Source organism: Yersinia antarctica (genome assembly GCF_056636475.1).
Genome location: NZ_JBSJQF010000001.1, coordinates 4,111,910 through 4,131,052, shown reverse-complemented (window position 1 = coordinate 4,131,052; position 19,143 = coordinate 4,111,910). Strand labels below are relative to the sequence as shown.

The window sequence follows — 19,143 nt, the reverse complement described above, 5'->3', positions numbered from 1 at the left end:
TATGAATTAAGTCTATAAGGAATAAGAAATGACAATGGCACTCTCAGAACAACTGACCCAACGCTTCTTCCGTTATCTGGCGGTGAGCAGCCAGAGTGATGGCGCGTCAATGACGCTACCCAGCACGGTCGGGCAGCATAAGATGGCGCAAATGTTAGCAGAAGAACTGCGCCAGTTAGGATTGGAAGATATCGTCATTGATGCCTATGCGACGGTAACTGCCCGTAAACCCGGCAACCAACCCGCCGCACCACGAATTGGTTTCATTACGCACATTGATACCGTTGATGTTGGTTTATCGCCTGATATCCACCCGCAGCGGTTGCGCTTTACCGGCAGTGATCTCTGCCTGAATCCTGAACAGGGTATCTATCTGCGCACATCAGAGCACCCGGAAATCCTTCGTTACCAAGATGAAGAAATTATTTTTGGTGATGGCACCAGCGTGTTGGGGGCGGATAATAAAGCGGCGGTCACGGTGGTGATGACGCTGTTGGAGAACCTGAGTGCCGATGATTGCCATGGGGATATCGTGGTGGCATTTGTGCCGGATGAGGAGATTGGTTTGCGCGGTGCCAAAGCGTTGGATCTGGCACGGTTTGATGTTGATTTCGCCTACACGATTGATTGTTGCGAACTGGGGGAGGTGGTATTTGAGAACTTTAACGCCGCCTCAGCCGAAATTGATATTGTTGGGGTAACGGCTCATCCTATGTCTGCCAAAAATGTGCTGATCAACCCTATCCGCGTAGCTTATGACATTATCAGTCAGTTCGACCCACAGGAAACACCGGAACATACTGAAGGGCGGGAAGGGTATGTCTGGTTTACTGATATGGTTGCCAACCCCAATCACGCCAAACTGAAGATTGCGATTCGCGATTTTGATAATGCGTTATTCGAGGCACGCAAACAGCGAATTGGTGAGGTGGTTACACAGATTGCAGCGAAGTATCCACGAGCGAAAATCAGCCATTCAGTCACCGACGTTTACAGCAATATCAGCAACTCGATAGGTGAAGATACCCAGGCGATTGATTTGATTTTCTCTGCCATGGCCGCGTTGGATATTGAACCTAAGGTGATCCCAATGCGTGGCGGCACCGATGGTGCAGCGTTATCGACTCAGGGGTTATTGACACCAAACTATTTCACCGGAGCCCATAACTTCCATTCACCGTTTGAATTTTTGCCAATTAGCTCCTTTGTAAAATCGTATGAGTTAACCCGAACTATCTGCTTGTTTGCCGCTAAATAGCTTATCAGGGGAGGGGGTATATAGCCCCCTTCCTCAATGTAAACCCCGCTATTACCTTAATCTAATGCCTCTTCCTGCACTTCTAACACATGGTATGCGGTTGAGCAGAACAGTGAATTCAAACGTTTCATATCACCTAATAGCCCCATGTGCAGACTGCTGGTTTCAATACTCTGCACATTTTGTTGATGCAGGCGTTCAACGTGAGAGTGAGAATAGCGGCGATTTAATAAACGGAAACGATGCTTGGCACGACGTAGGCGTTTGGCGTTATTGATATCGCGGGATAAAAACACCGACATTCCTAAATCCAGATTGGCTACCAGACGGGTGTGCAGGGTATTTAACTCTTCAAACCCCTCGGCCGAAAATGGCTTACGAGCATTGAGTGACTTGGCTGCCACATCAGCAGTCATGCGGCCAATAATATCGCCGGCTTGTTGCAGATTAACCGCCGTATCAATAATTTCAGCCCAACGACGGGAATCAATCTCACCCAACTCATCCTGCTGTATTTGCGCTAAATAGAGTTTAATGGCGCTATACAGCATGTCGACTTCATCTTCCAACAAACTGACTTCATGCTTTTGCTGTTTATTCCCCTCCAGTACTTCTTTAAACCGCACGAGCATCTGCTCCAGCACATCACCCATTCGCAGGGTTTCCCGCACTGCGTTTGCTAAGGCTAACGAAGGAGTATCGATGGCGGTAATATCAAGGTAGCGCGGGGCCGAGTGTTGTAGGGTAGTTTGGTCATCGCTGACTAATCGGCTACAGATACGAGTCATCACTCCAACAAATGGCAGCATCAACAAGCAGCGCAGCAGGTTATAGAATACGTGGAAGTAAATGACGACTTCGGCGGCGGGCAAATTACGGCTAATGAGCCATTGCCCTAACATATTGACCCAAGGGAGGACTAAAATACAGCCGATCACTTTAAACAGTAGGCTGCCCAGCACCACTTGTCGGGAGATGGCATTCTGCCCACGGCTGCTGATCAGTGCCAGCAAACCACTGCCCAGATTAGAGCCAATCACAATACAGAGAGCGATATTTAGTGGAACTAAACCGGTAGCGGCCAGTGTGGCGGTCAGCAATACTGCGGCCAGACTGGAATAACTGATCATGGCGAACAGTGCGCCAATCAATAATGCCAGAATGGTATCACCGGTCAGAGATGAAAAAATGGCTTGCACGGCGGTTGCTTGCGTAATCGGCCCGGCGGCAGTGACAATCAGTTGCAGTGCCAGAATAATCAACCCGAGACCGATGCCTACCCGCCCCATCTGACCAATCCGACTTTTGCGCTGACCGAGGAAAACAATAACCCCACCCAGGATTAGCAACGGTGAGAGCCAGGAGAGATCAAATGTCAGCACCCGCGCCATCAGAGCCGTCCCGACATCTGCCCCTAACATAATTACTAAGGCCGGCGACAAGGAGATAAGCCCCTGCGATACAAATGAGATAACCAGTAACGCGGTAGCATTACTGCTCTGTACTAGCGCCGTGACACCAATACCGGCGATAAAAGCCGTGGGTTTTTTCTGAATACTGGCGCTCAGAACCCGGCGCAGATCGGCACCATAAACACGCATGATACCGGTGCGAACAATGTGTGTTCCCCACACCAGCAGGGCGACAGAAGAAAGCAGATGAAGCAGAGTCAGCATAGTTAATCTCAGTTGTGGCAAGACCCATATCGTTGAACTGCCTCAACGACGGTTGAACACACCTGAAAAGGCGGGTGGGCCTGGCTCTGTGTAAGTTAGATCCTATTTAAGTCTGTACAGTTTGAGGTTACGGCCATTTGACGATAAAACGGCCCGTTGATGGATGTTGCAGTGTTTTAACAGGGTTACCTTGTGGTGCAGGGCGACCGACATCTACACGCGGGTGAGTTAGGGGTAGATGTAAGGTCATTCCCCAGATAAAGGGGACTTGCAAGACGATATCGACACTAAACATGCCCCATTATAGCAATTTTTGCTGCCAATGACGTCAGTTGTGGGTTTTGGTAACAATACAGTGCGGCCAAGGTGCGGTTTGCCATCTGGTGGTGTGCGCTCTCTTGACCGCTTTTATGCTGTTACCCAGCCACCCGCAGCCAGGCAAATAGCAGCGCCACCATAATCACAACCACAGCCGTGGCAATCACTAAACGTTCAGCAAATAGACGTCGCATCGGTAAACTCCTCAGGCAAAACTGTAGCGTTCTGAATGATACTTCGACATAGGAACACCGATTTCATTCAGTGCAGACTCGATAGCATCCATCATGACATTGGGGCCACATATAAAATACTCGTGACTGGCATAGGGAGGGGGCAAGTGCCGTTTGAACACCTCGGCATCAATGAATCCTTTTTCCCCTGTCCAGTCTGGCGCGGGGTTCGACAACACATGAACCACGACCAAATTAAGCCGTGATTTTAATGCTTCTAACTCTTCACGAAAGGTGATCGATTCCCAATCTTTGCTGCCATAAAGTAGCAGGGCTGGCCGTTGGTCACCGCGATCAGCCAGTGTTCGCAACATACTCATCATTGGCGTTATCCCAACACCACCGGCAACCAGAACATGCATGTCTGCCGGATTTCCTAATGTGAATGCTCCATAGGGACCATCCAAATAGACCCGTTGCCCGATGGGGACTTTAGGTATGTTAGAGGTAAAATCCCCCAGATTGCGGATCGACATTTCCACGCGCCCGTCACTCACCTGTGCGCTGGATGAAAAAGAGAACGGATGGGCGGTAATGTTAAACGGGCTACCCCAAATGGTTAACCAACCGAACTGTCCGGGAGTGAAACGAAAACCGTCATGGCCATCGGGCATCATAACTAAGGTGGCGGTATCACCCCGTTCCTGCCGTACTGCTACCACGCGATAGGGGCGTCGCAATATAAACAGCGGTTTGACTATCCGCACATACAGTAGCAAACCAAACCAAAATAGAATCAGGCCAACCCAAAGTGCTCTTTTTAATGGGTCGTCGAGGTAAAACCCCCAGCCAACCATATGCATGACCCCGGCAACAACCGCCACTACGGCCAGAATAATGTGAGATAAATGCCAGATTTCATAGCGTATTTTTAGTTGAACTCGCCACAATGCGGTAATAACCAAAGCAATTAATGCATAGGTTGATAGGGCGGCAAAACGGGCTCGCCACGGCGCGTCGAAGGAGTTTAGTAGTGCCAATAACTCTGGACGAACAACAAACAGGATTAAGGGATGTGCGATAACCAGCCCGACTGCAATCAAAGAGATTCGGCGGTGGAAGTGATAGATAATATCCTCACCCCAAGGTTCGGTGACATAACGAAAACGGGCAGTCAGACCAAATTGTAGCCCCATTATTGCCAATCCGGCATAACCAAGGGCAATCGAAAACTCCGTCCAGAAATCTCGAGCTGGGGGTAATGTACCGGTTAATAATGCCAACAGAGGGGCCAGAATAAAAAAAAGGTATATCCCAACCCAAATGACACTACGCACAGCATAAGTCGACATATTGCTCACACCAGAATTATGAATAACATGCCAATAAGTATACTAAGCGAAACATAAGATAACCATTTATAAACATCACCATAACAATCTTTGCCATCATATTCCTACAGAGATTATTATTGGGTGAGATGACTCAATCTGCCAGATAATCGCATGTGAACATTAGTTTTTACGCGATAAATAGAGAAAAAATTTTAATCTATAATGATTACCTCTGTCAGCTTTTCCATCTTTTTCAACTCATCACTGCGGGCAGCGGCTAAGTTTTTGTGTGCAGCGACCTCGCATTCGCTTCGTTCTGCTGTACTGATGTTAACCGATGAGACATTTTGGGGCCCGCAGGGGAATATCGTTGAAAGCGTTTGCGGCCACTCTGCTTTTAAACAACTGTATGGTGTGTCGTTCTTCGAATACTGGTCGCAACCACAGACTCGCTCTCCTGAATATGATTTTCACACCGGGATGTCGGCGGTGGAAAACCTGGCTCTGGTACGTAGCTATCATTTCCCAGACCATGCCACCGTTGTTGATATTGCGGGAGGGTTAGGCGGATTGCTGCTAAAAGTATTACAGGCTAATACGACACTGCACGGTATTTTGTTCGATCAAGCTCCGGTGCTGGAAAGACATCGTCTTGGTGAACTGGGGGATGACTCAAGATGGAGGCTCCACGCCAATTCCCAAACGAAATGCAACAAAGTGACCCACCGGTCAGGTACGGATAAAATAGCCGTATTGACCCTGTCGGAGACCCTGTTGCATGAAGGGAAAACATTTGACTCAGCATGAGCGCTTTTACATCGAAAAACGAAAAGCTGAAGGCGTTAATCAGTCCTGCATTGCCAGAGAGCTCGGCGTCTCTCGCTCTACGCTGAGCCGGGAGCTCAGGCGTAATACGGACCCCGCCTTCAACGGACTTTACTCCTCCAGACGCGCTGATGCCTTAGCCAGACAACGGCGGGGCGCCACCTCGGCACACAATGCCTGTTTCCCTCTGGGCCAGCAGACACAAGACTTTCTCCGGCAGGCGCTGGCTGTACATACCTCCCCTGAGGTTATCTCTGGGAGACTGAAAATCCAGTTTGATATCGCCGTCAGCAAAAATACCCTCTACCGCTATATCCGTTCGGACAGACAGGCTGGCGGTAAGCTTTACCTTCAGCTCCCTCACCGGGGTAAACGCTATCGCTATGATACGGGTGAGCCCGGACGCACGCCCATCCCGGACAGGGTTGGCATTGAGCACAGGCCTGCTGAGGCTGAACTCAAACAGGTTCCCGGGCATGTTGAAATCGATACGATTTTTGGCAAAGACCAGAAGTCATTCCTGCTGACGGTCGTGGACAAAGCCACAAAGCAGGTCATTATCCGTAAACTCCCCAATAAGTGCGCTGAGAGCGTCGTGGAAGCGTTCAGGGACATCGTGGCGAATACTTTCTGCGAGTTTAAAACCCTGACGGCAGATAACGGACCCGAGTTTGCGAAACATAAGGACATCACTCAGGTAACGGGCGCAAAGGTTTACTTTGCCCGGCCTTATCATTCCTGGGAGCGGGGGTTGAATGAGCATACCAACGGTCTGATACGGCGGTTTTATCCGAAAGGAACCGATTTTAATGGCGTCAGCGATGAAGATATTGCGAGACTGGAGCACATCCTCAACACTCGGGGGCGCAAATCTCTGGAATACAGCTCACCGAATGAGGTATTTTTAGAGTATCTACTCGCTGCATAACGCATGATGGTTTGTTGCGTTTCGTTCGGGAATGGGGCCCAGCCTGGCAGTTTCTTCGAATCATGTCCTCCGGCAGATTTTTACTTATTAAAATATATCACTCATGACTGGCCGGATGAAAAGACAACACTAATACTCCATAATTGTCGTAAGGCCATGCTTCCTAATGGAAAAGTCCTCATTATGGATACCATTATTCCTGAAGGTAATATCCCTCACTTCGGGAAAAATATGGATCTGCTCTTGATGGGGAGCTTTGACGGTGGGAGAGAACGCCCCGAAGCTGAGCTGAAAGTGATACTCGCCGGAGCCGATCTGAAACTAAACTGCATCATAAATACCGGCAGTTACGTATCGATAATAGAGGCTGTTGCGCGTTGAATATAGACCTATAAGCCTGACATTCGCCCATTTTTAGTGCTGATAAGAATAGGCGGATGAGCAGCTCTATCTACCTTGGGCAAGAGAACTGGTGGCATTGGCGTAGAAAATTCATAATTTCTCCATAATATAATCAGGTCATGATAAACATATTTAATTTGGTAACTATATTAAGTAAATACAATATTTTACGATTTTTTCTTCTGTGTATTAATTCTGCCAAATGTATCTAAGCGATCTATTAATCCTGTCAATTTATCAGAAGCTTGATGACGGAACCTGTTCATCGTATGCATAGATGGGTATCATTCCGACATTAGTAATGCAAATCATTAGCGTTAGCACTCAAGGATATTTACATCCCCACTTTTCAGGAGAGAAAATGCAATTACGTCTAGCTTTATTTTCGTCATTACTGGCCGCAACTGTTGCGATGACAGGGTGTGATGATTCATCTGCCGCGCCAGAAGAATCAGCCAAAATCAGTATTGAACATGCGCAAGGAACTACTCAGGTTCCACTAAACCCGCAAAAAGTCATCATACTGAACCCATCCGTGCTCGATACTGCCGATGCCCTGAACATTAAGGTGGCAGGTGTCCCGCAAACCAGTACTCATCTACCCGCATTTTTATCCAAATACAGCGGCACTGAATACCTGAATGCTGGCACATTATTCGAACCCGATTACGAGGCGTTAAGTCAGGCTAAACCTGACCTGATCATTGCCGGTGGCCGTGCTCATGATGCTTATGACAAACTTAGCGCTATCGCACCGACTATCGCACTTGATGTCGATACCAAGCACTTTACCCAGAGTCTGACTCAGCGTACTGAGCAACTGGCCTCTATCTTTGGTAAAGAAGAAGAAGCGAAGGCACTGCTGGGCAAATTCTCATCTCAGATAAACGAGATAAAGCAAAAATCAGCTAATGCCGGATCAGCCATGGTAGTGATGGTCAGCGGCGGGAAAATGTCGGCCTACACGCCGGGTTCCCGTTTCGGTTTTGTGTTTGATGAGTTAGGTTTCACCCCTGCGGCCACTTTCGAACAAACGGGTAGTCATGGGAATGTAGTGACCTCTGAATTCATTCTCAATGCTAATCCTGAGTGGTTGTTTGTACTGGATAGAGACAATGCCATTGGGCGTACTGAAGGCCAATCGGCACAACAGATTCTTGATAACCCACTGATCCATAAAACCAAAGCATGGCAGAATGATCAGGTTATCTATCTCGACTCTTCCTCGCTCTATATTGCCGGTGGCGTACAGAGTTATACAAAACTGATGGATAAGGTCAGTGCTGTGTTGGATAAATCAGCGCCAGCGCAGTAATTCTCACTGATGAAGAATCTTAGCTTTCTAGTTGGCCTGGTTATTTTACTGGGCCTGATGATCTGTAGCCTGTTTATCGGTGCCGGCCATGTCACTTTTGCCGATGTCTGGTCGGATCCCGATATGCGCGACATCTTTATACTTAGCCGGGTGCCACGAACGTTGGCATTAGTCCTTGCTGGCAGCGCCATGAGTGTTGCTGGCCTCATCATGCAGATGCTGACGCAGAACCGTTTTGTCGAACCTTCTATTGCGGGTACGACCCAGTCCGCCAGCCTTGGTTTATTGTTGGTCATGGTTTTCAGTCCATCAGCTCCGGTGATGGTGAAAATGTTGGTGGCTACGGTATTCGCGATGGGGGGGACGGCACTTTTTATGATGTTGTTGGCGCGAATGCGGATGAAATCAGCGCTGATGGTGCCGCTGACCGGCATTATGCTGGGGGCGGTATTTAGTGCAGTAACAACCTTTGTGGCGATGGAGTTTGATCTCCTGCAATCGTTGGGCAGTTGGGAGTCTGGTGATTTCTCGGGTGTCTTGCAGGGTCGCTATGAGTTGTTGTGGATAGTGGGAGCCTTAACGCTGATTGCCTGCCTAATCGCTGATCGTTTTACCGTGGCAGGCATGGGGCGGGATTTCTCGGTCAATGTTGGGCTAAATTATCAACGCGTTATGCTGACGGGAATGTCTATTATAGCCATCATCAGCGGCGTGGTTGTGGTCGTGATTGGCGTGCTTCCTTTTCTCGGTTTGATTGTACCCAATATTGTCAGTATGGCGATGGGAGATAACCTGCGCCGAACCATACCTTGGGTGAGTCTTTGTGGCGGTGGTCTGGTCGTGTTATGCGATATTATTGGTCGATTAATTAGCTACCCATTTGAAATCCCTGCCAGCGTTATTCTGGGCGCGATTGGTGCACTGGTTTTCCTATTATTAATTGTTAGGACAAAACGCCATGCAGGTTAATGAGTATTCATCAAAAGGGAATTGGCTTCAGGGCGCAAATCGGGCATTAAGCATACCGGCAAAGCGGTTGTTACTGTTGAGCATTATTGCAGTCGCTGCGATTGTCATCTTCATGACAATTAATCTGGGAAGCAACATCCAGTATATTCTGGTGCATCGCGGTCTTATTCTAGCCACCATGCTGTTGGTGGCCTTTGCTGCGGGAGTTGCTACTGTCTTATTCCAAACAGTAACCAATAACCGTATTTTGACGCCATCAGTGATGGGATTAGAAGCACTGTTTATTCTCATCCAGACCATGTTGGTGTTTTTTGTTGATGCCAATGGTTTCAGAGTGCTAGGTATTACGGGGAAATTTCTCTGTGAGTCGGCACTGCTGTTATTGTTCTCGGTGTTTCTTTACCGTTGGTTACTGACCGGTGTGGGGATCAATCTGCATAAGGTGCTGCTGGTTGGCTTGGTTTGTGGCACGTTGTTCCGCAGTCTATCGAGCCTGATGCAACGTCTTCTTTCGCCGGGGGAGTTTGCCATATTGCAGGGGAGGGTGTTTGCCACCTTTACCCGAGCGCCAGCAGAGATTATTGCCGTTTCTACGGGGATAGTTGTGATTGTGGGCCTTATTGTTTGGCGCATGCGCCATTGTCTCGATATTATCGCCCTTGGTCGAAATACCGCAATTAATCTCGGCGTTGCCTATCAGAAAAAGATAACCACTATTTTGCTGCTGGTCTCGCTGTTGGTCGCCATCTCTACAGCACTGGTGGGGCCGCTGACATTTTTAGGTTTGCTTATCGCTAATTTGGCTTATCCAATTGTTGGTTCATTCCGCCATCAATATTTGCTACCCGGTGTTTTTCTGCTGGGAACCATTACATTGGTTGGTGGGCAATTGATTTTGGAGCGCTTACTGAATATGTCTGGGACATTATCGGTGGTTATTGAGTTTGTCGGTGGTGTGCTGTTTATTTATCTTTTAATAAAAAAGGCTCCGGTATGATTGAAATTAATGACATTAATAAAAAATACCAGGATACAGCGGTTCTCAATAATATAAATGAGAGCATTCCTTCTGGTGGTGTTACTTCAATCATTGGACCAAACGGTGCTGGCAAATCTACGTTATTGTCGATTATGAGCCGATTGCTGGCGCCTGATATTGGTAGTGTGCTGTTTAATGGTTTGGATGTGGCGAAAACCTCTGGCGATAAACTGGCGACTATTTTGTCAGTCTTACGTCAGGAAAATCACTTCACCAGCCGCCTGACTGTAGCAGATTTGGTTGGCTTCGGGCGCTATCCCTATTCAAAAGGGCGGCTCAACGAAAATGACCGTCAGTATATTGATGCTGCGATGGAGTTTCTTAATCTGGTGCCGCTGAAGGATCGCTATCTTGATGAGCTTTCGGGGGGGCAACGGCAACGCGCCTATGTAGCAATGGTGCTTTGTCAGGATACAAAATATATCCTGCTGGATGAGCCATTAAATAATTTAGATATGAAACATTGCGTTGCGATGATGAAACAATTGCGGCGTGCCGCAGATGAATTGCACAAAACCATTATTCTCGTTATCCACGATATCAATTTTGCTTCTGCGTATTCTGACCACATTATTGCGATGAAGAATGGTGAGGTTATTTATCGAGGGGCACCCGCAGAGATTATGCAGCCCGATATTCTTGAAGAGATTTTCGATATAAAAATCCGTATCGAAAAAGTACAAGATCAGCATATCGCGGTCTATTATCGTTAAGGTGAAAAACGGGCGTAACTATATATTTACGCCCGTTTTTATCCCGTGATTAGAACAACACAGAGTAGTTCACACCAAAGGTACGGCCACGTCCTTTATAGGTATAGAGATCAGGTGCTCCGTAGGTGGGGCTATACAGAATTGGTGCGCGCTGGCCCCAAACGGTGGTGTACTCTTTATCCAGCAGGTTTTCGATGCTGAAGCTGATTTTACCCACTGGCAAGGTGTAGCTGCTCAGGAAATCAATCGTGTTATAACCATCAAGTTTACGGCCTTTACTGTCTGACACATCGAAGGTCTGCTGGGATTGTACCCGCAGGTTCCAATCACCCGGTGCCCAACCAACATAAGCGGTGGCTTTTGACGGACTGGCGGTATCAACAGTGAGTTTCTGCCACTTGCCGTCAGTTTTGGTCTCAGATTTAATCAGGTTAAATGTTGCTCCGGTACTCCATTCGCTGTCTTCGAAGAAATAATCCGCTGCGCCTTCAACCCCGTAGATCCGGCGTTTGTCCGGCAACACACTGATGGTCATGTCTGTTTTGTTGATGGCAATAGTTTGGTCAGACAGTGAGTAGTAACCGGCGATTTGAGTGCGCAGGTTATCACCCGTATAGCGCCAGCCCAATTCATAAGCATTAACCTTAATACCCTCCAGCTTGGAGTCATTTACGTTGACGCTTTTTTGCAGTTGGTAGTGGCCATTGACCAACTGATAGGTCCCGGAGCCGTAATATTTCGCCAGATCGGGGATCTCAAACCCTTGAGAGAAGTTGAACCACGTCTGCTGGTTTTGTGCCAGATGCGCCAGCAAACCGGCATTGAACAGGACGTTGTTGTAATCCGTTTTCCCGCCTGGCACTGCATCTGCGGAGGTCGCGCTGCCGTTAGCAATAGCTTGTTGTTGCGCATAGCCGACGAAATCATCGACCTTGTTCTCGGTGTATTGATAACGCACTCCACCACTCAGGGTAAAGATGGGGTTGATGTCATAGCTGGTTTGCAGGAACGGCGCGAGATTGGTGGTGGTGTAACTTGGGTAACGGCCAACATTGTAGGCATTTTGTAAGGTCATCCCGCCAGACTGCTGTGCCAGTGCCAGATTGAAGAACTGCTGGTTGGCGTTGAAGCTTTCATGCTCCGCGTCGACACCATAAGTCAGCGTGAGGCTGTCGATGGGTTTACTGTTTAGCGTCAGTTTACCGCCGTAAAAGTCGGTTTTCTGCTGTGATGCACCAATACTGGTTACCGCAGTACCTGCTTTGTTCAGGGTTGGGAACGGATAAAAGGTCAATGATTCATCACGGTAAAACACCTGTGCCACCAAATCCTGACCCCAGAAGTCGGTATTGGAGTATTGCAGGTTGATGAGATGGCGCTCAGTGCCCGGAATACGATCTGAGTTCAGATTGCCGCTGTTAGATGCCTGGCCGGTACCCGTCACTGCCGAGAAGTTTTCCCCCAGATATAATCCGTGTTTGCCATCGGATTCGCTGTTGAAATACTGGGTGGTTAACTGCAATTGCTGATGGTCATCAATGTTGAAGGTACCTGTGCCCATCACATCAAGGCGACCGGAATATTGCAGGCCGGTCTGGGTATTATCGATCAACACCTCATCGCCTTTACCGTCATACCAGCCGCCATAACGTTGATAGGAAACAGAAAAACGACCGAATGCTTGCTCATTCCCGCCGCTCACCGCAGCCCCGATATTCTCATCGTGATCGTTATGGCTGTTAAAACCGGTTTTGCCGCCAACTTGTAGTTCGACCTGTTTTTCTGCCTGACCTTTTTTGGTCACAATATTGATCAAGCCGCCAGTGCTACCCCCACCGTAAAGCGAAGTGGCACCGGAGATAACTTCTATATGCCCAATATTAAACGGATCTATGGAGTCAAGCTGACGGCTGTCGCTGCGTGAAGAGTTCAGGCGCACGCCATCGATCATCACCATCATTGAGCGGCCACGCATATTCATACCGTAGTTGGTCCGGCCCTGACTGCTAACATCCATGCCAGGAATCAATTGCGCCAAAATATCTTTGATTTCCTTGCCAGCTTGAACTTGTTGTTCGAGTTCCTGACCTTCAATCACCCAGGTGGTTTGTGCCATTTCGGCCACGCTGCGGTGTGAGCGGCTGGCAGAAACCACCATTTGATCTTCTGCCCATGCTGCGGGCGCGAGCATAGCTAACAGGCACGGATTTAATACCCAGAGGTGTCTGCGTTTCATTGTTATTCTCTTTTTCCCATATTGGAGGTTATGTTAAAAATTAAAGTTGGTTTAACGATTGTTTTAAACCCAAACTCATTGGAGTTGCAGGTAGGCAGCCTGCAAACACATCCCGATGAGCTTACTCAAGTAAGTGATTTGCGCGCGCACGTGCAGCTAACCCCCCTGCGGTTTCAAGGACGAGGGGATCTGTGCGGGGGATAACGGCCGGCGGCTGGCTGCGCCATTGGATCACCGCCGGGGTGGATGTTAAATCGAACTGTTCACGACCTAAAACCCGGTTGAGAATACGCGCCGATCGCCAAGCCATCAGGCTGAGCTGCGGTTCTGCAATGCCGTGGCTATGCATACCGGCGTTGACTGCAAATAAGCAGTTATCGTGTGGGCCGCGCCAATCGAGGGTGAAGTCGGGAGCCACGCGGTATTGATAATCGGCAGTGGTCATCAGGCGGCTGGCCAGTGGTTTAAGGAATGCCGGACGTTCCTGTTGATAACCGGTCGCGAAGATAGTCACGTCGCTGTCAAAGGTTTCTTTGCCCTGATCGAGATGGTGATGGGTGACTAATTGGTAACCGTTACCTTGCGGATGCATCGCTGTCAGTGAGCGGCTAGGGAGCAGGCGCGCCCAAGGCTTTTCACGTAACACCTCAAACTGATGGTACATAGCACGGTAAATAGCCAGTAGCGACTCACTGGTAATGCCGTCAGACGTCATCTTCTGTTCAGCCAGCATATGTTGCTTGGCGTTGTCGTTCAGAGTATAGAAACCGTCAACGTATTCCGGGGTGAAGTACTCATTGGCAAAAGCGGCTTCATCCAGTGCGTTGTAATTATTCCGGCGTGAAATCCAATCTAACTGTTTCGGTTGGCCCCACTCTGCGCGGAAGATGTTGAGGAACAGGTCAGCTCCACTCTGACCACCACCGACGATGGTGACACGTTTACCGGCCAGATCGGGATTGCGCAGTGCCATTTCACTGGCATGGAAACAGCGATCGTTTTGCTCGCCGACACATTCCGGCAACTTGATACGTTTGCCGATCCCCAGACAAACATGGCGTGCATGGTAGACATTGCGTGTTGTGGTCACGACAAAATGGCGCTGCTGGTCGTCAAAATCCACACTCTGAATATCCTGGCTGAACTCTAGCGAACTCAACCCATGGGCAGCCCAACTGAGGTAGTCTGCAAACTCTTCCCGTGAAACCGTTCGGTGTTCAGTCGTCAGGAATCGGTAGAATTTCTTCCTTTGGACTAAGTAGTTAAGGAAGCTATAGGGATTGGTTGGCGACACCGCACTGACCAAATCTTTCAAAAAGCTGGTCTGCATGTGGCAATCAGGCACCATCATGCCGGGATGCCAGGTAAAGTGCGATTTACGCTCAAAGAATTTGCTGTTAAAGCCGGAAACTTCGCTGCCGAGGGCGGCAATACTGAGGTTAAATGGGCCTATGCCAATGCCGATGAAATCTAAAGTTTGATTCATTGGGCTAGCTCCTTGGTGACCAAATAAAGAGGGTTATCCAGATCCTGCAAGTAATTTGGCAACATTCGACTGCCACCATCCTGCTCTGAATAGGTGAGTTTCACCGGGTTGAGGACTACACGAATAATTTGTGGTTTAAACAAATCAAATAGGGAGAAACGCTCTGCCATGTCTGGATGCTGTGCCATGTAGCGCTGCAGTACCTGTGCCAGCAGTTGATAGAATTGGTGTTCATTGATGCCACACACATGCATCAGTGGTGAGATAAATCTCAGCACGGTGACGAAATGCCCGGTCTGTAGGTCATGTATCAGGTAGTCGGCAGATAAGCGTGCGGTGACGGCTTTCACGACACTGGGCAGTGAGGCCGCTTGCGGGAACTCTTTATCAACCAGGCGCATATCGCCCTGGAAGTCTTTCAATAGCACACGTTGTGGAATGTGGTCTTTCATCACCAAAGTGATGTTTTGGCCGTGGGCGATCAGTGCCACACCGTAACAACACATCAGGTGGTACATTGGCACCACGACCACCCGAAACATCTGTGCTAACCAGGCTTCGGCACTCAGCCCCGAACGTGCAATATAGGCGGCAATCAACGGATGCCCCTGATTATCGGTTTCCATCAGTGTGGCCATCAAAATTGCCTGTTCGCCCGGTTGTAAATAGCAGGACGGATTTTCTCGCCAAATCACGCCAAGCATTTCCTGATAGCGATAGGGCGCTTTACTCAAGGTGGCATAGGTCTGGTGCATCATATAACCGGCAGCGGGTTCTCCGAGGATCTCAGCACCGCTTGCTCGTAGCGTAGGGTCTTGTGCAAAGACTTGCTGTAACCAATGCGAAGCCGCAGGACCTGCGCTGATATATTTACCGGGGATGCCGCGATAACAAGAGGTGTTGTAGATGGTCAGTGGCAATTTGATATCAAATGGTACGCGGCGACTGACATTCGTTAAGGTACGTAATGATTGTTGCGCCAGATAATGGTCACCAAACTCACCCAGTTCGATCAATTCACCTTCGGCTAATTGTGGCAGGAAGTGCAGGGCGATTTTTTGCTGCCACTGCCATGGGTGTAAGGGCACCGGTACCCAGTCGTCATTCAACGCGAGCTGCTGCCAGTGGCGCTCAAATCGCTGGCGTTCCGAGCTATCCATCGCACTGTCGAGCAGCCTGTCCAACGGGAATTGTGCATCCGCGCACCAGACAAAACTGCCACGTTTGGCGGCGACCCAATGCAGGCGGAACTGCCCTTGATATTCTGGCGCGTAGTGATGCAGGGCGGTTAGACCCCAGCCACGGCGGCCTTTGTTGAAGATAAATTTTGGGTGGCCAGCCAGCAGACATTGTAGTGCATCAGCATCAAGGGCAATCAGATCTTCGGCACTCATGCCCTGACGGGCAGAGAGTAACTGCATGTCTGCGCGCAGCGTGGCATAGAGGTCTTCCAGGTGTTCAGCAACCTGTGCATCGTCCATCTGCAACACTTGCGCCAGTTGGCGTAGCATATGGTCAGCGGTCAGCGGCACTCCTTCGCAGTGCAATGAGGCGGGGTCAATATGCAACCAGCCCCAGATACCCCGTTCGGCACTAAAGCGATAAACCGCGCCCGGTAAGGTGATGATCCATGCCTGGCCTGCTGGCGCGGCACACAGGGTGCGTTCATATTCCAGTTCAGCCAGGATCTTGGCGATCATCTGACGGTTAACGCGCTGCCAGTTGGCGTAATTGTCAGTGGTCATACCGTACCCTCTTGGAAGAAATCTGCGCGCTGATTCACTATCAGCCGCGAGCGTTTATGCGGGAAATCAAACTCTTTCAAGGTGTGGTAGCCCGCGGCAGGCAGGTGGCGGAACAGGCGCTGGTTATCGGCGCGTGGCTCAGCTACTACCCGGGTTGTGCGTGGTTCATCCAGATACAGATAGTGTGTCAGGCCACGTAACCAACTGCGGATGTATTGCGCTCCTCGCCAGCGCTCTTCACCTACCAGCATGTGTAGTCCACGATCAAAAGGCTGCCAACGGTAATGGCGACCAATCCGGTCTTCTGCTGCCCAATAAACTTCGAAATAACCAAAAGGTTGATCGTCAAAGCAACCCAAGAGCGGATAGCAATAATGCGAATCCAACTGACGTTGCAGATACGCTGCCTGAACCTCAAGCGGGCCACTCATTTCCCAAAAAGCATCTACGCGCGGCGAGTTCATCCAGCGGGTAAACTGCTCTGTGTCGCGATCAATTTCCGGTAAGCGGAAGCTCAGGGTATGTTTAATGTGCGGATCGAAACGGCGATAAACTTCGCCGTTAGGGCGCGCAGCACGTTGTGGGAACCAGATATCTTGCTCGGCGTCATACTGCATCTGATCAGTCGCCCGATGGCGTTCCGCTCCCAGCCACAGTGGTAGTTGATAAAATAGATCCCGTGCCAGATAGTCGCCATAGCTCAAGGCAAACACGGCCTGTGCTTGCGGCTCTTCCCGCCACTCTGCATAGGGCAACGCAATACCGGTTAATTGCGGTGCAGCAACGAACAACTGATCCAATGCCGGTACCAGCCAGCCTTGTGGCAATGGTCCGGGTGAGTGCAATACCGCGCTGCCGTCCAACCCTAAGCTGAGGGTCAGATTTTTTTCCAACTGTTCACAGCGAAAACTGCCTGCGGAGTGCATCAACTTAGCTTGTGGCATCATTGGGCAACTCCCAGGCGCTCTTGGTGAGGGAAACGAAATGGGTTTGCGAAATCAAAGTAGATAACTGCCGGATCAACGATGGTATTTTCATTGTGGTCATGCAGATAACAGAAGAAATTACCCTTGCAGTTCCAATGCGTGCTATCGAGTACGTAATCTAAACAAAGGGTATTTTTAGCCGTAGCCCGCAGGTTATGGAGTGCGTCGCGGACCCGCATCATCAGATTCTCTTCGCTGTCGAAACCGGCAGCCGCTAATGCGGCGGTTACTGCCAGACTGGAGTTGACTAGCAAGTAATAGGGGAAATAGCGCAGTAGTTGTTGTTCAGTGAAGCGGTTTTCCGCTCCGGCTTCGCCAATTTCTTCCAGCCACGGTGTGGCATCTTGGGTAAAGCCGCTGCCCTGACAGTCGCGATACAACATACCGATCGGCAAGTCTTGTTGCATTTCTACCAGAATGTTTTGCTGATGGGCTAATAGCACCAAACCGTAATCAGCTTCGGTGCTGAACAGTGGTAATAAGACCTGTTGGCAATAGGCATCCAGCCAGCAGTGGGTGGCCTGGCGTAACGGAAGATTTAGACGCGCCGCCAAACGGCGCACTGCGGCAACCAGCAAACTGTCGCCTCCATCTGGCGCGGCCTGAGTTAAGGTGACCAGCACATTGGTTTGAGCATCTGGCTGGCTGAACAACAGGTTGTCGCGTAGCACCATCAGACTCTCCTCTTGCACCGTGCCATCAGCGGAACATAAACCGGCCCAACCGTCCTCCTGCATGACCCTGAAGGTTGGATAGCGCGTTTGTAGTGCTTGCCAGCGCGGGGTTTGAGCCAAGCGGGCCAAGCGAATTCCACGTTTAACTTCTTTTACCGATAGCGTACGTACCGAGTTGGTCAGGCGGACACTGAGGGAAAACTTGATCATGTCGCGATTTGATGGGCTATACAGCGAACGCGAGGAACTGGTCGGCAGCCAGCGTTCACCTGCTTCACCCAAGTCTTGCAGTGCTTTCAGTTGTACCAACTGCTGACACCACTCCTGGGACAACAGGTGATCAGCCTGCCAGGGGTGCATCGGCAGCAGCCAAATATCATCGGTAAAGTGTGCCAGTAGCTGTGGTGCACTCTCGCTGGCAAAACGTTGCAGACGTTGTTGCAGTGTCAGGGTGAGACTCTCACCGCACAAAAAGCGTTTATCCACGGCAAACCAGCGTAGTGGAAAACGAGCGGCAAAGTCTGGCAGATAGCGATGGGCCTCTTTTTCATTGAAGGGTTCATGGGATTTTGGCGCTGGATGGAAGGCATGACCGACCAATAAGCCTTGCTCAGCCTGAGCAAAATTGAGTGGCTTATCACGCAGTGACGGCCAATCCAGACGAATATTGATAGCCTGTTGGGTGTTGTCATGACTTTCCAGAACCCGCTGGCGGAAACGTGTAACCACCTCATCTGACAGGTCACCTTTTACTGCGGGTTTATCCAACAACAAGGTCACCAACTGTTCCATGCCAAGTGCCGTACCCGCCCCATCGTCCTGCTGATATAGATAGGCTGGGAACAGATAGTGATGATGTTGTGTTGGGGATATATGGCGTAAAGCAATACGAATAGCTTGTGACGATGAAAGAGGGATATGGAGCTGTGGATAGGGTTGATTGTTTGCTGTCGGAAGGATTTGCCAGTCCCGGGTTTCACGCATCAATGCGTTGAGGAAACATTGCGCAGCCACATCGGTTGTCGCGGTTTCTAACTGGATAGTCATTATTCCATGCCACTCTTGA

The 19,143-nt window shown here is 49.6% G+C and carries 14 protein-coding genes and 2 pseudogenes; 8 read left to right on the top strand and 8 right to left on the bottom strand.

All coding sequences use genetic code 11. From position 1 onward, the window contains the following. The first annotated feature begins 28 nt into the window (after window positions 1-28). Entirely contained in the window at window positions 29-1,258 is a 1,230-nt protein-coding gene (gene pepT / locus ACWJJO_RS19160) for a peptidase T (protein WP_442850632.1), read from the top strand. Between the two features lie 56 nt (window positions 1,259-1,314). On the opposite strand, the gene ACWJJO_RS19155 is transcribed toward pepT, so the two are convergent. From ACWJJO_RS19155 to ACWJJO_RS19145, 3 genes are all read right to left on the bottom strand, one after another. After that, the gene (locus ACWJJO_RS19155; protein WP_420073781.1) at window positions 1,315-2,934 is read right to left on the bottom strand and encodes a Na/Pi cotransporter family protein; all 1,620 of its coding nucleotides are present in this window, start codon (window positions 2,932-2,934) and stop codon (window positions 1,315-1,317) included. 127 nt (window positions 2,935-3,061) lie between these two features. After that, window positions 3,062-3,229 carry a hypothetical protein gene (locus ACWJJO_RS19150; RefSeq protein ID WP_193784775.1) on the bottom strand — a complete coding sequence of 56 codons (168 nt, stop codon included), beginning with the start codon at window positions 3,227-3,229 and terminating at the stop codon, window positions 3,062-3,064. Between the two features lie 228 nt (window positions 3,230-3,457). Continuing rightward, the gene (locus ACWJJO_RS19145) at window positions 3,458-4,777 is read right to left on the bottom strand and encodes a ferredoxin reductase family protein (RefSeq protein ID WP_083162517.1); all 1,320 of its coding nucleotides are present in this window, start codon (window positions 4,775-4,777) and stop codon (window positions 3,458-3,460) included. A gap of 246 nt (window positions 4,778-5,023) precedes the next feature. On the opposite strand from ACWJJO_RS19145, the pseudogene ACWJJO_RS19140 reads away from it, so the two are divergent. The 7 genes and pseudogenes from ACWJJO_RS19140 to ACWJJO_RS19110 all read left to right on the top strand — a co-directional run. Further along, window positions 5,024-5,458, top strand: a pseudogene (locus tag ACWJJO_RS19140) (methyltransferase); the annotation flags it as partial. 79 nt (window positions 5,459-5,537) lie between these two features. Continuing rightward, a complete protein-coding gene (locus ACWJJO_RS19135; RefSeq protein WP_481090518.1) occupies window positions 5,538-6,512 on the top strand; it encodes an IS30 family transposase in 975 nt (324 codons plus the stop codon). 39 nt (window positions 6,513-6,551) lie between these two features. After that, window positions 6,552-6,893, top strand: a pseudogene (locus ACWJJO_RS19130) (methyltransferase); the annotation flags it as partial. A gap of 382 nt (window positions 6,894-7,275) precedes the next feature. After that, window positions 7,276-8,229: a siderophore ABC transporter substrate-binding protein gene (locus ACWJJO_RS19125; RefSeq protein WP_083162521.1), complete on the top strand. Its 954-nt coding sequence runs from the start codon at window positions 7,276-7,278 to the stop codon at window positions 8,227-8,229. Between the two features lie 9 nt (window positions 8,230-8,238). Next, on the top strand, window positions 8,239-9,198 hold the full coding sequence (locus ACWJJO_RS19120) for an ABC transporter permease (protein WP_083162523.1): 960 nt from the start codon (window positions 8,239-8,241) through the stop codon (window positions 9,196-9,198). After that, a complete protein-coding gene (locus ACWJJO_RS19115; protein ID WP_372569634.1) occupies window positions 9,188-10,195 on the top strand; it encodes an iron chelate uptake ABC transporter family permease subunit in 1,008 nt (335 codons plus the stop codon). Before ACWJJO_RS19120 ends, ACWJJO_RS19115 begins: the two co-directional genes overlap by 11 nt. After that, window positions 10,192-10,950, top strand: a complete 759-nt coding sequence (locus tag ACWJJO_RS19110; protein WP_083162527.1) for an iron ABC transporter ATP-binding protein — start codon at window positions 10,192-10,194, stop codon at window positions 10,948-10,950. The genes ACWJJO_RS19115 and ACWJJO_RS19110 overlap by 4 nt, the downstream gene beginning before the upstream one ends. A 49-nt stretch (window positions 10,951-10,999) precedes the next feature. On the opposite strand, the gene ACWJJO_RS19105 is transcribed toward ACWJJO_RS19110, so the two are convergent. The 5 genes from ACWJJO_RS19105 to ACWJJO_RS19085 all read right to left on the bottom strand — a co-directional run bounded on the left by ACWJJO_RS19105 (window position 11,000) and on the right by ACWJJO_RS19085 (window position 19,124). Then, entirely contained in the window at window positions 11,000-13,186 is a 2,187-nt protein-coding gene (locus ACWJJO_RS19105; protein ID WP_420073623.1) for a TonB-dependent siderophore receptor, read from the bottom strand. 121 nt (window positions 13,187-13,307) lie between these two features. Beyond that, complete coding sequence (locus ACWJJO_RS19100; RefSeq protein ID WP_083162531.1) at window positions 13,308-14,672, bottom strand: lysine N(6)-hydroxylase/L-ornithine N(5)-oxygenase family protein; 1,365 nt, start codon at window positions 14,670-14,672, stop codon at window positions 13,308-13,310. Beyond that, the gene (gene iucC / locus ACWJJO_RS19095; RefSeq protein WP_420073624.1) at window positions 14,669-16,417 is read right to left on the bottom strand and encodes an aerobactin synthase IucC; all 1,749 of its coding nucleotides are present in this window, start codon (window positions 16,415-16,417) and stop codon (window positions 14,669-14,671) included. Before iucC ends, ACWJJO_RS19100 begins: the two co-directional genes overlap by 4 nt. Further along, the gene (locus ACWJJO_RS19090) at window positions 16,414-17,364 is read right to left on the bottom strand and encodes a GNAT family N-acetyltransferase (protein WP_481091409.1); all 951 of its coding nucleotides are present in this window, start codon (window positions 17,362-17,364) and stop codon (window positions 16,414-16,416) included. The genes iucC and ACWJJO_RS19090 overlap by 4 nt, the downstream gene beginning before the upstream one ends. Then, complete coding sequence (locus ACWJJO_RS19085) at window positions 17,361-19,124, bottom strand: IucA/IucC family protein (RefSeq protein ID WP_372569630.1); 1,764 nt, start codon at window positions 19,122-19,124, stop codon at window positions 17,361-17,363. The genes ACWJJO_RS19090 and ACWJJO_RS19085 overlap by 4 nt, the downstream gene beginning before the upstream one ends. Between the last annotated feature and the right edge of the window lie 19 nt (window positions 19,125-19,143).

What these genes read in the sequence shown, in the direction of transcription:
- pepT (WP_442850632.1), top strand. Translation starts at nt 29, where the DNA reads ATGACAATGGCACTCTCAGAACAACTGACCCAACGCTTCTTCCGTTAT.
- ACWJJO_RS19155 (WP_420073781.1), bottom strand. Translation starts at nt 2,934, where the DNA reads ATGCTGACTCTGCTTCATCTGCTTTCTTCTGTCGCCCTGCTGGTGTGG.
- ACWJJO_RS19150 (WP_193784775.1), bottom strand. Translation starts at nt 3,229, where the DNA reads ATGTTTAGTGTCGATATCGTCTTGCAAGTCCCCTTTATCTGGGGAATG.
- ACWJJO_RS19145 (WP_083162517.1), bottom strand. Translation starts at nt 4,777, where the DNA reads ATGTCGACTTATGCTGTGCGTAGTGTCATTTGGGTTGGGATATACCTT.
- ACWJJO_RS19135 (WP_481090518.1), top strand. Translation starts at nt 5,538, where the DNA reads ATGAAGGGAAAACATTTGACTCAGCATGAGCGCTTTTACATCGAAAAA.
- ACWJJO_RS19125 (WP_083162521.1), top strand. Translation starts at nt 7,276, where the DNA reads ATGCAATTACGTCTAGCTTTATTTTCGTCATTACTGGCCGCAACTGTT.
- ACWJJO_RS19120 (WP_083162523.1), top strand. Translation starts at nt 8,239, where the DNA reads ATGAAGAATCTTAGCTTTCTAGTTGGCCTGGTTATTTTACTGGGCCTG.
- ACWJJO_RS19115 (WP_372569634.1), top strand. Translation starts at nt 9,188, where the DNA reads ATGCAGGTTAATGAGTATTCATCAAAAGGGAATTGGCTTCAGGGCGCA.
- ACWJJO_RS19110 (WP_083162527.1), top strand. Translation starts at nt 10,192, where the DNA reads ATGATTGAAATTAATGACATTAATAAAAAATACCAGGATACAGCGGTT.
- ACWJJO_RS19105 (WP_420073623.1), bottom strand. Translation starts at nt 13,186, where the DNA reads ATGAAACGCAGACACCTCTGGGTATTAAATCCGTGCCTGTTAGCTATG.
- ACWJJO_RS19100 (WP_083162531.1), bottom strand. Translation starts at nt 14,672, where the DNA reads ATGAATCAAACTTTAGATTTCATCGGCATTGGCATAGGCCCATTTAAC.
- iucC (WP_420073624.1), bottom strand. Translation starts at nt 16,417, where the DNA reads ATGACCACTGACAATTACGCCAACTGGCAGCGCGTTAACCGTCAGATG.
- ACWJJO_RS19090 (WP_481091409.1), bottom strand. Translation starts at nt 17,364, where the DNA reads ATGATGCCACAAGCTAAGTTGATGCACTCCGCAGGCAGTTTTCGCTGT.
- ACWJJO_RS19085 (WP_372569630.1), bottom strand. Translation starts at nt 19,124, where the DNA reads ATGACTATCCAGTTAGAAACCGCGACAACCGATGTGGCTGCGCAATGT.